At 62.4% G+C, this 12,034-nt stretch carries 14 protein-coding genes; 2 read left to right on the forward strand and 12 right to left on the reverse strand.

Annotation, left to right across the window (positions count from 1 at the left end):
* Positions 1 to 67: 67 nt before the first annotated feature.
* The 12 genes from zapE to tsaD all read right to left on the reverse strand — a co-directional run bounded on the left by zapE (position 68) and on the right by tsaD (position 10,283).
* Complete coding sequence (gene zapE / locus J2858_RS16115) at positions 68 to 1,234, reverse strand: cell division protein ZapE (RefSeq protein ID WP_210105845.1); 1,167 nt, start codon at positions 1,232 to 1,234, stop codon at positions 68 to 70.
* Between the two features lie 45 nt (positions 1,235 to 1,279).
* A complete protein-coding gene (locus J2858_RS16120; RefSeq protein ID WP_210105846.1) occupies positions 1,280 to 1,822 on the reverse strand; it encodes a protease inhibitor Inh/omp19 family protein in 543 nt (180 codons plus the stop codon).
* Between the two features lie 172 nt (positions 1,823 to 1,994).
* The gene (locus tag J2858_RS16125; RefSeq protein WP_210105847.1) at positions 1,995 to 2,774 is read right to left on the reverse strand and encodes a succinate dehydrogenase iron-sulfur subunit; all 780 of its coding nucleotides are present in this window, start codon (positions 2,772 to 2,774) and stop codon (positions 1,995 to 1,997) included.
* The gene (locus J2858_RS16130; RefSeq protein WP_210105848.1) at positions 2,767 to 3,663 is read right to left on the reverse strand and encodes a glycosyltransferase family 25 protein; all 897 of its coding nucleotides are present in this window, start codon (positions 3,661 to 3,663) and stop codon (positions 2,767 to 2,769) included. Before J2858_RS16130 ends, J2858_RS16125 begins: the two co-directional genes overlap by 8 nt.
* A 30-nt stretch (positions 3,664 to 3,693) precedes the next feature.
* On the reverse strand, positions 3,694 to 5,535 hold the full coding sequence (gene sdhA / locus J2858_RS16135) for a succinate dehydrogenase flavoprotein subunit (RefSeq protein ID WP_210105849.1): 1,842 nt from the start codon (positions 5,533 to 5,535) through the stop codon (positions 3,694 to 3,696).
* A gap of 13 nt (positions 5,536 to 5,548) precedes the next feature.
* Positions 5,549 to 5,923 (reverse strand): succinate dehydrogenase, hydrophobic membrane anchor protein, encoded by a 375-nt coding sequence (gene sdhD / locus J2858_RS16140; RefSeq protein WP_210105850.1) that lies wholly within the window; start codon positions 5,921 to 5,923, stop codon positions 5,549 to 5,551.
* Positions 5,924 to 5,934: 11 nt separating this feature from the next.
* Positions 5,935 to 6,327 carry a succinate dehydrogenase, cytochrome b556 subunit gene (gene sdhC / locus J2858_RS16145; RefSeq protein ID WP_210105851.1) on the reverse strand — a complete coding sequence of 131 codons (393 nt, stop codon included), beginning with the start codon at positions 6,325 to 6,327 and terminating at the stop codon, positions 5,935 to 5,937.
* A 451-nt stretch (positions 6,328 to 6,778) separates the two neighbouring features.
* Positions 6,779 to 7,423 carry a class I SAM-dependent methyltransferase gene (locus J2858_RS16150; RefSeq protein ID WP_210106046.1) on the reverse strand — a complete coding sequence of 215 codons (645 nt, stop codon included), beginning with the start codon at positions 7,421 to 7,423 and terminating at the stop codon, positions 6,779 to 6,781.
* A 9-nt stretch (positions 7,424 to 7,432) separates the two neighbouring features.
* The gene (locus tag J2858_RS16155; RefSeq protein WP_210105852.1) at positions 7,433 to 7,876 is read right to left on the reverse strand and encodes an EVE domain-containing protein; all 444 of its coding nucleotides are present in this window, start codon (positions 7,874 to 7,876) and stop codon (positions 7,433 to 7,435) included.
* A 7-nt stretch (positions 7,877 to 7,883) separates the two neighbouring features.
* Positions 7,884 to 8,180, reverse strand: coding sequence for a YciI-like protein (locus tag J2858_RS16160; RefSeq protein ID WP_210105853.1), 297 nt, complete (start codon positions 8,178 to 8,180; stop codon positions 7,884 to 7,886).
* A gap of 22 nt (positions 8,181 to 8,202) precedes the next feature.
* The gene (locus J2858_RS16165; protein ID WP_210105854.1) at positions 8,203 to 9,192 is read right to left on the reverse strand and encodes an NAD(P)H-dependent glycerol-3-phosphate dehydrogenase; all 990 of its coding nucleotides are present in this window, start codon (positions 9,190 to 9,192) and stop codon (positions 8,203 to 8,205) included.
* On the reverse strand, positions 9,189 to 10,283 hold the full coding sequence (gene tsaD, locus J2858_RS16170; protein WP_210105855.1) for a tRNA (adenosine(37)-N6)-threonylcarbamoyltransferase complex transferase subunit TsaD: 1,095 nt from the start codon (positions 10,281 to 10,283) through the stop codon (positions 9,189 to 9,191). The genes J2858_RS16165 and tsaD overlap by 4 nt, the downstream gene beginning before the upstream one ends.
* Positions 10,284 to 10,364: 81 nt before the next feature.
* Here tsaD and hemC point away from each other — a divergent pair, with 81 nt between their 5' ends.
* Positions 10,365 to 11,294: a hydroxymethylbilane synthase gene (gene hemC, locus J2858_RS16175; RefSeq protein ID WP_210105856.1), complete on the forward strand. Its 930-nt coding sequence runs from the start codon at positions 10,365 to 10,367 to the stop codon at positions 11,292 to 11,294.
* A gap of 4 nt (positions 11,295 to 11,298) precedes the next feature.
* Positions 11,299 to 11,997, forward strand: coding sequence for a uroporphyrinogen-III synthase (locus tag J2858_RS16180; RefSeq protein WP_210105857.1), 699 nt, complete (start codon positions 11,299 to 11,301; stop codon positions 11,995 to 11,997).
* Positions 11,998 to 12,034 lie beyond the last annotated feature (37 nt).

Below are 12,034 nucleotides of genomic sequence, written 5' to 3' on the forward strand. Positions count from 1 at the left end.
GAAGGATTTTCAATCGGTTAGAAGACAAAATTCTTACGTAAACGTAATACAATGTGTCGTAAAAAAGTCAGCTTCCGCGATGCTTCTCATCATGCAGAGCCAAATAATCGGGGCTGCGCATCTCAAACAGGCGGGAAATGGTGCGATCGAACTCGAAGCCCTCGGTACCACGCTTTTCTGTCAGAAGTGCGTCAGGCATGGCCGCAGCGCTCACGAACAGGCGGATGCTGCGGTCGTAGAGTGCATCAACAAGATTGATGAAGCGTTTCGTCTGATTGCGCTTTTCCGGACCCAGCAGCGGCACGTCCTCCACGAAGATCACGTCGTAATGCTCGGTGATGGCGAGATAGTCGGCAGCACCGAGCGGCGCGTCGCAGAGATCCGCAAAGGAAAACCGCGCTGCCCGTCCGTGGGCGCACGGGATGCGGATGCTGCGGCCGGGCCTTGCAACCTCCGCCGGCTCGGCCTTCGCCCCCCCGGTCACCTTGCGCCACGCAGCCTCCATCGCCGCCTTGTTGCGCGCATCAAGCGGCGACAGATAGACGGGCAGGCTTGCGAGCTTCTCCATCCGGTAATCGGTCGGTGAATCAAGGGTCACCACATCGACGTTCTGCTTCAAGAGATCGATGAAGGGCAGGAACAGGCTGCGATTGAGGCCTTCGCGATAGAGATCGTCCGGCGCCACGTTGGACGTGGCGATGAGGACGCAGCCGAGCGAAAACAATTCAGTAAACAGCCGTCCAAGGATCATCGCATCCGTGATGTCGGTCACGGAGAATTCATCGAAGCAGAGGATCTGCGCCTCGGCATAGAGGGCAGCGGCGACCGGCGGAACCGGATCGGCCTGCTTCGTCTCGCCCGCCTTCAGCTTCTGGCGATGGACATGGATGCGCGCATGAACATCGGCCATGAATTCGTGAAAGTGGCAGCGGCGCTTGGCAGCCACGGACACTTTTTCGAAAAACATGTCCATCAGCATGGTCTTGCCACGGCCGACGGAGCCATGGACATAGAGGCCGCGAATATCGCCTTCGCTGCGCTTGCTCTTGCGGGCAAACAGCCAGCCGAGCGCACTGGTCTTCTTGGCCGGTGCCTTGTCGCGCAGGGCAGACAGGACGCGATCGAGACGGGCCGCCACCGCCATCTGAGCGGTGTCGAGCAGCAGGGTGCCGGCAGCCGCCATGGAGTTCAGCGTGTCGCTCACGCTGTGATTATAGTCGGGAAGTGAAGCCATGAGGCGCCTCGGTGAGCCGGGAGACAGCATCTCCCGGCGGTCAGCTTACCGGCTGAGGCTGATCGACTGGCCGGAATTGGTCGTGCCGTCGAAGCGGCTGTCGGCGCTCTTATAGGCGCGGGCAATGACATCGCCGCTGCGGTTCTTGAAGAGAACGGTCTTCCCGTTGACTTCCCAGGAGCCCATCGTGGTCAGCTCACCCGAGCAACCGCGGGTGCCGCCGCGTGCACCGCTGCCGAGGTTGGTGAGCGTCAGGAACATGTCGCAGGTGGCGCCCGATGCGTTGACACGCCAGTTGCCGACCATGGATTCCTTCGTCACATCGAGAGCCGTCGCCGGCGCCTGGCCATCGCCGCCACCCGGCGGCAGGGACGCCATGTTCTGGCCCTGCGGTGCGGCCGGGAACTGCGAACCGCCGGCGCCCGGTGCATCGAGCGATCCGGACTGGACGGAAGGCACCGGCTGTGCCTGCAGTGGGGCGGGATTGGTGGGAGCGGGCAGCGCGTTATAGGGATTGTAGGAGGTACGCTGGCAGCCGGCCAAGGCAAGAGCAACCACAACGCCGGTCACCACATATCTGAACTGCATCACAAAGCTCCTAAAACCGCTCAATGCCCATCCCGCTATTGGACTGGAGGGCTGAATTATCGCCAAAGGACAGGCCAAATCAAGCCGGTCCGCCCGTCAACCGTGCCTATTCAGCCCCGAGCCCACGCAGATGGAACACATCTGCGCGAGGTCAAGACCTTCACAAGACCGATCAGACGCGGCGCTCGACCATCATCTTCTTGATTTCGGCGATGGCCTTGGCGGGATTGAGACCCTTGGGGCAGGTCTGCGCACAGTTCATGATCGTGTGGCAGCGGTAGAGCCGGAAGGGATCTTCCAGGTTGTCGAGGCGCTCGCCCTTGGATTCGTCACGGCTGTCGATCAGCCAGCGATAGGCCTGCAGCAGAACGGCCGGACCGAGATAGCGGTCGCCATTCCACCAGTAGCTGGGACAGGAGGTGGAGCAGCAGGCGCACAGGATGCATTCGTAAAGCCCGTCGAGCTTCATGCGATCCTCGTGGCTCTGCTTCCATTCGGTCGCAGGCGGCGGAGAAACGGTCTTCAGCCAGGGCTCGATCGAGCGGTGCTGTGCGTAGAAATTGGTCAGATCCGGTACGAGATCCTTCACCACCGGCATATGCGGCAGCGGATAGACCTTCACGGTCCCCTTCACATCGTCCATGCCCTTGGTACAGGCGAGCGTATTGGCGCCGTCGATGTTCATGGCGCAGGAGCCGCAGATGCCTTCGCGACAGGAGCGGCGCAGCGTCAGCGTCGGGTCGATATTGTTCTTGATGTAAAGGAGGCCATCGAGAACCATCGGGCCGCAATTGTCGATATCGATGTAATAGGTATCGATGCGCGGATTCTGACCATCATCCGGGTTCCAGCGATAGATGCGGAATTCACGGACATTGGCGGCACCGGCCGGCTTCGGCCAGACCTTGCCTTCGGTCATCTTGGAGTTCTTCGGGAGAGCAAGTTCAACCATTGCTGGACCTTCGATCCTCGGCGTCAGCCGCCGTTCTGTTACCTAGGTTATAAACATCCGGCGCCCATTGCGCCACGGTCGCATTCAAGAGTGCGTGAGGGCGACCATCGGCCGCCGCCCACAGAAGAGAAAAACGTTCCCTCGCCCGGCGCAGGGCAACGGCAAGACCACGCCCGAAAGGGGCCCGCCGCCGTGCGCGCTTCTGGGCCTTCGCCGTCGCAATCACGCTTTCGGCGCCCGATTGCATGACCGGCCAGGGCGACAGGTCGACGATCCTCAGGCCATGCCACGACGGCGCCCAGAGAAAATCATCGGCCGGAATACAGGCCTTCCCGATCCGCGCCAGCAGCCGTTCGGCTGCCCTTCGCGTCACGATATAGGCGGCCGCACCCGAGCAGGGTCTCAGCGACCGCACCAGTCTGTGCGCACCAAGCGCTGCCACCGGCAGAGCCTTTCGCCCGCCGGGGCGAAAAATGCCTTCGAGCTTGACGATATCGGCATCAAAACCGAGCGCCAGAAGGTCCTCCACCACGTGCGCGAAGCCGGGCTGCGGCTCGGCATCGTCTTCCAGCACAAGCGCAAGGTCGAAGTCGCTTGCAAGAAACTGCCGCCAGGCCATCACATGGCCCGCAAGGCACGCTTCCTCCGTCAACATGAACAAGCGGTTGCGGTGTGCGTTCCATCCCACCGCATCCGGCGGAAATTCAAGCGTCGATCCGCGCACGGCAAGAACCGCCTCCGGCTCCTTGCGCGCATCGACCCCCACCACCCGGTGAAGCGGCCAGGGCAACGCGCCAAAGCCTTGTTCCATCTGCCGCCAGCGGTCCGGCGACCGGTCGAGATTGATCGCAAACAGGCCAAGAGGCCTCCCCCCGGGGACGCTTTTCATCGCACCTTGAAGGGAGGTTGCCACCATGGATCAGTACACGCGTGCCTTCGGCTCGATCTTTACCGGATCGATGCCGTCTGCGATGAGGTCGGTGTGGACCGGACGGTAGTCCAGCTTGACGTCGCCGTTTTCGCTGACCCAGGCCAGCGAATGCTTGCGCCAGTTCACATCATCACGACCGGCAAACGCACCTTCGGTGTAATCCTCGCGCGCATGGCTGCCGCGGCTCTCCTTGCGGGCCTCGGCGCTGTAGACAGTGGTGATGGCATTGGCCATCAGGTTCTGCAGCTCAAGCGTTTCGACGAGGTCGGAATTCCAGATCATCGAACGGTCGGTGACCTTGATGTCCTTCATTTCGCCCCAGATGGCCGACAGACGCTGGCAACCGCTTTCCAGCGATTCCTGCGTACGGAACACGGCCGCATCTTCCTGCATGGCGCGCTGCATCTTGTCGCGCAGCACAGCCGTCGGCGTCCCGCCGGAGGCGTGGCGAAGACCGTCGAAGCGATTCATGATCTTGTCGCAGGCAGCAATGTTGAGCGCCGGTACCGGCGAGGCACGGTCGATGACCTGGCCGGCGCGGATGGCGGCGGCACGACCGAAGACCACGAGGTCGATCAGCGAGTTGGAGCCGAGGCGGTTTGCGCCATGCACGGATGCGCAACCGGCTTCGCCAACGGCCATCAGGCCGGGCAGCAGGCGTTCCGGGTTGTTGGCGTCGGCATTCAGCACTTCGCCCCAGTAGTTCGTCGGAATGCCGCCCATGTTGTAGTGAACGGTCGGCAGGACCGGGATCGGCTCGCGGGTGACGTCCACGCCGGCAAAGATCTTGGCGCTTTCGGAAATGCCCGGAAGACGCTCATGCAGCACGCCCGGATCGAGATGGTCGAGATGCAGGAAGATGTGGTCCTTGTTCTTGCCGACGCCGCGGCCTTCCCGGATTTCCATCGTCATGCAGCGCGAGACAACGTCACGCGAGGCCAGGTCTTTGGCCGACGGCGCATAGCGCTCCATGAAGCGCTCGCCTTCGGAATTGACCAGATAACCGCCTTCGCCACGCGCGCCTTCGGTAATCAGACAGCCGGAGCCGTAGATGCCGGTCGGGTGGAACTGCACGAATTCCATGTCCTGCAGCGGAAGCCCGGCACGCGCCACCATGCCGCCGCCGTCGCCGGTGCAGGTATGGGCAGAGGTTGCCGAGAAATAGGCGCGGCCGTAACCGCCGGTTGCCAGAACGACCATCTTTGCCGCAAAGCGATGGATGGTGCCGTCATCGAGGTTCCATGCCACGACGCCCGTGCAGCGGCCGTCATCCGACATGATGAGGTCGAGCGCAAAATATTCGATGAAGAATTCGGCGTTGTTCTTCAGCGACTGGCCATAGAGCGTGTGCAGGATGGCGTGGCCGGTACGGTCAGCTGCAGCGCAGGTGCGCTGGACCGGCGGGCCGGCGCCAAAGTTCTGCATGTGGCCGCCGAAGGGCCGCTGGTAGATCTTGCCTTCCTCGTTGCGCGAAAAGGGCACGCCATAATGTTCCAGCTCATAGACCGCCTTGGGGGCTTCCATGACCATGTACTGCATGGCGTCCACGTCGCCCAGCCAGTCGGAGCCCTTCACGGTGTCGTAAAGATGCCACTGCCAGCTGTCCGGCGTTATGTTCTTCAGCGAGGCGGCAATGCCGCCCTGGGCTGCAACCGTGTGGCTGCGCGTCGGGAAAACCTTGGTGATGCAGGCCGTCTTGAAGCCCTGCTCGGCCATTCCGAGCGTTGCGCGAAGGCCCGCGCCGCCGGCACCCACCACGATAACGTCGTAGGAATGGTCGACATAGGTATAGGCCTTGCCGGTCTGCGCGATGGGTGTGATCGATGCCATGACGGATTTAACCTCAGAATGCGATCTTCAAGGCGGCGAAAAGACAGAGCCCGCCGACCAGAAGCGAAAAAAACGAGTTGAGGATCAGGAGCGCCAGCTTCATCTTTTCAGAGTGAATATAGTCCTGAAGGATCTCTTCCATGCCAAGCCGCATGTGGACGATGCTGGCGATAATGGTCAGGGCATTGATCGTGGCGATGAAGGGGTTCGACAGCGCCGAGATCACGTCCGCATAGGGGCGGCCGGCATACATGACGAGGAAGCCGAGATAAAAAAGAAGGAGCGGAACCAGCGCCACAGACGTGGTGCGGACCTTCCAGAAGTGCTCCGTGCCGCTCTTTGCCGAACCAAGACCCCGAACCTTGCCGAGGGGAGTGCGCATATCCATCTACAATCTCCTCAGCGAATGATCAGCACGACGGCCCAGACAAGGACGGTCAGCACGACAGAGGCCACCAGATTGGCCTTGGCCAGCATCGTGGAGAATTCCTTCTCGAAGCCGTAGCCAAGATCCCACATGATATGGCGCAAGCCGCCGATCAGGTGGTGCAGCATGGCCCATGTGTAGCCGAACAGGATAACCTGCCCTACGATGGAGCCGAAGAACCAGTTCACCTGGTTGAAATATTCTTCGCCAGACGCTGCTGCAATCAGCCAGGCCGCCACAAGCACCGTGCCGAAATACAGCGCACCACCGGTAATGCGGTGCACGATCGACATGGCCATGGTGGGGACGAAACGATAAATTTGCAGATGCGGCGACAAGGGCCGATTCTTTGTCACATTCGCCATCATATCCTCGCGGCGTTCGGGGCGCATTCACGCGGGCGCGCGTCCGGCAATGCACGATGCCGAAGAAATGTGCATTGCATCATGGGGTGATTTAATCGTCGTGCGGCAAGACCACAAGCCAAATCAAGAAGGATTTTAAATTTAATCGATTGGGGCCGGCCAGATCACACGACGGTCGGGTGCATCATGACCCGCATTCGTCTGTACAGGTGAAATTATATCAGTTTTTCACCGTGTTAGCGCCCATTGGATACAGAATATGTTAATGTACGGTGAAGCTTATGACGGGATAACGGCTGCCAAAGAGGCACCGCCGCGCCCCGTATCGTCGTGCCATTGAGGAGTGCAGCGCAAAAAGGCAGCTGCTTGCGCCGAAAACGCAGCGTCAGCCTGCGATTCGCCAAGGCCGATCTGCCTATCCTTCAACAAGGCTGATGGCATTGGCCGCCAGTCAAACGAAGCGCCAGACGGTGGTCTTCTTCACGTCGCTGTCCTCCAGCGCCCGCGTCACCGGCACCTGGTAGGTGACGAGCGGGAAAAGCCGGTCCTTGGGAAGATAGCTGCGGCCGGGATCGCCGACGATGACCTGCTTGCCCTCCTCTGCCAGACGGCTGAACCAGGGGATGAGGGCTGCGGCAAAATCGCGATCGTAGAAGACATCGCCGGCGAGGATCACCTCGGCCGCGACAGGTCCGCCCACCAGGTTCTCTTGCGTGAAGGCGATCGTCACGCCGTTTTCTTCAGCGTTGAGTTCGACGGCAGACGCCGTCCAAGGATCGATATCGGCGGCGAGGACGGATTGGGCGCCGGCAAGACTTGCGGCAATTGCCACAAGCCCGGAGCCGGTTGCAAAATCCAGCACCGATTTGCGGGCAACCAGATGCGGATGATCAAGCACGTATCGCGCAACGCCCTGCCCGCCCGCCCAGGCAAAGGCCCAGAAGGGCGGCGGAAGCCCGATTGCCTCCAGGTCCTCCTCGGTCTTCAGCCAGAGGTCATGCGCCTCGTCGGCCAGATGGAGACGGATTTCCGGCACATGCGGCGGCGCTGTGACCAGCGTATTGGCAAGAATAAAGGCGCGCGGATCGGTTTTCAGGGAGGGCCCCTATTCCGACGGCGAGAGCGGAGGATTGTCGAGGCCGCCCATGCGGCAGACCTCGAAATATTCCTCGTCCGTCACCGGCTGCACGGACAGCCGCATGGAGGTGACGAGCGCCATCTTTTCAAGCTTCGGATTGGCTTTGACATCCTTCAGCGAGACCGGCCTTGGCATGTCGCAGACAGCGCGGATATCGACGCAGTCCCAGCGCAGATCGCCTTCCGCCGTCGAATCCGGATGCGACAGCGCGCAGACTTCCGCGATGCCGACCACTTCCAGCCCCTCGTTGGAGTGGTAGAAAAAGCCCTTGTCGCCGATCTTCATGGCCCGCATGTTGTTGCGCGCCAGATAGTTGCGCACGCCGGTCCATTCCTCGCCGACCGCGCCCTTGGCCTTCTGCATCTCCCAGGACCATTTGAACGGCTCGGATTTATAAAGCCAATATGCCATGCGCGCCTCAAGCCTCCGGCTTGTTGAAGACCCAGTTGAAGGGTTTTACCTCGACGGACTGGAAGAGGCCGGCCTTGGCGTAAGGATCGGCATCGGCAATCGCCCGCGCGTCCTCGATGCTCTCTGCCTCAACGATGACAAGGCTGCCGTTCGGCTTGCCATCGCCATCCAGGAAGGGTCCTGCCATCTTGAGGATACCCTTGTCGTTCAAAGCATTCAGATGCTCCAGATGCGTTGGACGGGTGTCCATGCGGACATTGAGGTGGCCGGGCTTGTCGGCGCAGACGAAGGCAAAAAGAGCCATGACATCAGTCTCCTGTCTCAGGTTATTCGGTGGTGATCGGGCGGGTCATCAGCTGTTCCATGGCGGTGCGGACGTCAAGCCGCCCTTCCATGATGGCTGCAACCGCTTGCGTAATCGGCAGTTCAACGCCATGGCGTCCGGAAAGGCTTGCTGCGATGCCGGCAGTATAGGCTCCTTCCACGAGCGACCCACCGGACATATCCGCCGGCGCACCCTGCCCGAGCGAAATACCGAAACGCAGGTTGCGCGATTGGTGACTTGTGGCCGTCAGCACCAGATCGCCAAGGCCCGACAGTCCGCGCACCGTATCGGCACCGCCCCCCATGGCAGCCACCAGCCGCGACATTTCGGCAAGGCCGCGGGCGATGAGCGCGGCACGGGCGGATTCCCCGAGCCCCGCCCCTTCGACGACGCCGCAGGCAATCGCCAGCACGTTTTTGAGCGCCCCGCCGAGCTGCACGCCGATGCGGTCGCTCGAGGCATAGAGGCGGAAGGTGCGCCCCGAGATCGCATGCGCCAGCCGCTCGGCAAGCGTCATATCGTTCGCCGCAATAGACATGGCTGTGGGAAGCCCGCGGGCAATATCAGCGGCAAAACCGGGGCCGGAGAGGACTGCGACCGGATGATGCGGCAGTTCCTGTTCCAGAACGTCCGTGAGCAGGCGCCCGGAGGCGCGCTCGATGCCCTTGGCGCAGGTGACGATGACGGCTTCAGCGCTGAGATAGGGGCCGTAATGGCGCGCAGCATCGGCATGGGCCTGCGAGGGCATGGCAAACAGCACAATGCTTGCCTTTTCCAGCGCATCGGGTTCTGCGGAAAACTGCAGCATGTCGGGAAGCGGAACGCCAGGAAGCGCCGCATCATGCACCCGGTCATTGCGCAAATCCGCCATCAACGCCGTGTCGCGGCCAATAAGGGTGACGTTCGCCTTGCCCTCCAGCGCCATGACTGTCGCAAGCGCCGTGCCGAAGGCTCCGGCACCGATGACGACGATGTTTTCCCGTTCGCTCATGCCTTGGCTCCTCGTTTTCCGGATCCGATGAGAGCTGCTGCTGCTGCATCCAGCGGCCAGCGGGACCGCGGGGCGGTGGAGATGGGATCGTCCGGCAGGCCGGCTGCCATGCGCTCCAGACCCGCCCAGGCAATCATCGCCGCGTTATCCGTACAGAGCTGAAGGGGCGGCGCGATGAAGCGGAACCGGTTGGCGTCACACAGATCCTTGAGCGTCGCGCGGATCACCTGGTTTGCCGCAACCCCGCCGGCTACCACCAGCGCCGGTTCGGCAAGTGCCGGATAGCGCTCCCTGAAGCGGGCAAGGCCACGGCCGATGCGGTCTTTCAGCGTGCGCGAAATGGCATGCTGGAAGGAGGCGCAGATATCGGCGATATCCTGATCGGTGAGCGGCTGGATGGCGGTCGCCGCCTGGCGCACCGCCGTCTTCAGACCGGAAAAGGAGAAATCGAGACGTGCTTCGCCGACCAGCGGACGCGGCAGCGCAAATCGGTTCGGATCGCCGGCTTTGGCGGCCTTTTCGACCGCCGGACCGCCGGGATAAGGCAGTCCGAGCAGCTTTGCCGTTTTGTCGAAGGCCTCGCCCAGCGCATCGTCGATGGTCGTGCCGAAGCGCTCGTAGTCACCAATGCCCTTCACCAGCACCAGCTGCGTGTGGCCGCCGGAGACGAGCAGCATCAGGTAGGGGAAGGACAGCTTATCCGTCAGCCGCGCTGTCAGCGCATGGCCTTCCAGATGGTTGATGGCGTACAGCGGCTTGCCTGCCGCACGCGCAATCGCCTTGCCGGTCATCAGGCCGACCAGAAGGCCGCCGATGAGGCCAGGGCCGGCGGTTGCGGCCACCGCATCGATATCCTGCAGGCCGACGCCGGCGCGGGTCAAGGCTTCCTCGATCAGGCCGTCAAGGGCTTCCACATGGGCGCGGGCGGCAATTTCCGGCACGACGCCGCCAAACGCGCTGTGTTCATCGAGCTGCGACAAAACGACGTCGGAGACGATCTCGCCCGTCCCATCGACATGGCGAACCACGATGGATGCGGCGGTTTCATCGCAGCTGGTTTCGATGCCGAGAATGCGTAAGGCGCGGGTCATGGTGACTGAAACGGTAGGGGCGAATTGCGATGCCGGTGAAAGCCGGTTACGAAGCTATCGCGTAACAATGGATGACGAGAGATGCAAACAAAACCTTTCCGGATCGGCACGCGCGGCAGCCCGCTGGCGCTTGCCCAGGCTTCCGAAACGCGCGCCCGGCTGATGGCAGCGCACGACCTGCCGGAAGAGATGTTCGAGATCGTCGTCCTGTCGACCAAGGGCGACCGCATCACGGACCGGGCCCTGTCGGAGGTTGGCGGCAAGGGGCTGTTTACGGAAGAACTGGAGGCGCAGCTGCTGATCGGCGAGCTGGATTTTGCCGTGCACTCCTCCAAGGACATGCCGACGGCGCTTCCGGCCGGGCTTGAACTGTCGGCCTATCTGCCGCGCGAGGATTTTCGCGATGCCTTCATCGGCCGCACGGCGCCAAGCCTGATGGCGCTGCCGGACGGCGCCACCATCGGCTCTTCGTCGCTTCGACGGCAGGCGCTGATCCGCCGCCGCCGGCCGGATATTTCCGTCATCACCTTTCGCGGCCTCGTCGAAACCCGGCTGCGCAAGCTGGAAGAGGGACAGGTGGATGCAACGCTTCTGGCGCTTGCCGGCCTCAACCGGCTCTCCATGCCGGATGTGGCAACCGAACTGATGGACCCAACCGATTTCCCGCCGGCACCGGCGCAAGGCGCGATCTGCATCGAAAGCCGCATTGGCGACCGCCGCGTGCTCGACCTGCTGGAACCGGTCAACCACCAGGCGACCTTCGATGCGGTCTCCTGCGAGCGTGCGTTCCTGGCAGCCCTTGACGGCTCCTGCCGCACGCCGATTGCCGGCTACGCGATCTGCGAGGGCGAGCATCTGAAATTTTCCGGCCTGATCCTCACACCGGACGGAAGCCGCGAACATGCGGTGGAAATGGAAGGGCTGCGCAGCGAAGCAGGAAAACTCGGCGCCAAGGCCGGCACGCTTGTGCGCACCGCCGCCGGCCCCGATTTCTTTGCCGACTGGACCTGACGCCATGCGGGTGATCGTGACGCGCCCGCTTAAAAGTGCCCGCCGGACAGCGATCAAACTGGCAGCCCTCGGTCACGAGGCACTGCTGCTACCGCTGACGCAGGCCGAGCATCGGACGGATGTGGGCCTTGCCGCACTTGCCCGGCCACACCGCGCCATCGTCTTTACCAGCGCCGAAGCTATTCGCGCGCTCGCAGGCACCGATCTTGCGCGCCATGCCGAAACGCCGGTTTTCACCGTGGGCGAGGCGAGTGGAGAAGCAGCTCGCAAGGCGGGTTTTCGCCGTGTCACGGCAGGCAGCGGAACCGGTGAGGATCTGGCGAAGCGGATCGTCGAGACGGGCCTTGATCCGCTGCTCTACCTTGCCGGAACGCCACGCTCACCGGGTTTTGAAGACGAGCTGCAGCGGCAAGGGGTGAGATGCCATGTGGCGGAATGCTATGCCATGGTGCCGAGGCCGTGGACGACGAAGGAAATCGCGCTCCTTGAGCCCGCCCCCGATGGCTTGCTGCTCTATTCGCGCGAGGCAGCGCGGCTTTTCTTTACCCATCCTGCGGTCCGCGCGCGCAGGCAGGGGCTCGCGGGCCTGCGGGTCTATTGCCTCAGCCGCGCCATCGCCGATGCCATTCCGGATGATTTTACCGTGGAACGGGTGATTTCGCCCGCCCCGTCAGAGGCCGAACTTCTGTCGCTTCTGAGCTGACGCGATTTTTCTTTGGTCGCAGGCGGGAACCAAAATC

It is taken from the genome of Neorhizobium galegae, from assembly GCF_017877135.1.
Classification (GTDB): domain Bacteria; phylum Pseudomonadota; class Alphaproteobacteria; order Rhizobiales; family Rhizobiaceae; genus Neorhizobium; species Neorhizobium galegae_A.

What these genes read in the sequence shown, in the direction of transcription:
- sdhD (WP_210105850.1), bottom strand. Translation starts at nt 5,923, where the DNA reads ATGGATATGCGCACTCCCCTCGGCAAGGTTCGGGGTCTTGGTTCGGCA.
- J2858_RS16125 (WP_210105847.1), bottom strand. Translation starts at nt 2,774, where the DNA reads ATGGTTGAACTTGCTCTCCCGAAGAACTCCAAGATGACCGAAGGCAAG.
- J2858_RS16130 (WP_210105848.1), bottom strand. Translation starts at nt 3,663, where the DNA reads ATGAAAAGCGTCCCCGGGGGGAGGCCTCTTGGCCTGTTTGCGATCAAT.
- sdhA (WP_210105849.1), bottom strand. Translation starts at nt 5,535, where the DNA reads ATGGCATCGATCACACCCATCGCGCAGACCGGCAAGGCCTATACCTAT.
- J2858_RS16165 (WP_210105854.1), bottom strand. Translation starts at nt 9,192, where the DNA reads ATGAGCGAACGGGAAAACATCGTCGTCATCGGTGCCGGAGCCTTCGGC.
- sdhC (WP_210105851.1), bottom strand. Translation starts at nt 6,327, where the DNA reads ATGGCGAATGTGACAAAGAATCGGCCCTTGTCGCCGCATCTGCAAATT.
- hemC (WP_210105856.1), top strand. Translation starts at nt 10,365, where the DNA reads ATGCAAACAAAACCTTTCCGGATCGGCACGCGCGGCAGCCCGCTGGCG.
- J2858_RS16155 (WP_210105852.1), bottom strand. Translation starts at nt 7,876, where the DNA reads ATGGCATATTGGCTTTATAAATCCGAGCCGTTCAAATGGTCCTGGGAG.
- J2858_RS16120 (WP_210105846.1), bottom strand. Translation starts at nt 1,822, where the DNA reads ATGCAGTTCAGATATGTGGTGACCGGCGTTGTGGTTGCTCTTGCCTTG.
- J2858_RS16180 (WP_210105857.1), top strand. Translation starts at nt 11,299, where the DNA reads ATGCGGGTGATCGTGACGCGCCCGCTTAAAAGTGCCCGCCGGACAGCG.
- zapE (WP_210105845.1), bottom strand. Translation starts at nt 1,234, where the DNA reads ATGGCTTCACTTCCCGACTATAATCACAGCGTGAGCGACACGCTGAAC.
- tsaD (WP_210105855.1), bottom strand. Translation starts at nt 10,283, where the DNA reads ATGACCCGCGCCTTACGCATTCTCGGCATCGAAACCAGCTGCGATGAA.
- J2858_RS16160 (WP_210105853.1), bottom strand. Translation starts at nt 8,180, where the DNA reads ATGGCTCTTTTTGCCTTCGTCTGCGCCGACAAGCCCGGCCACCTCAAT.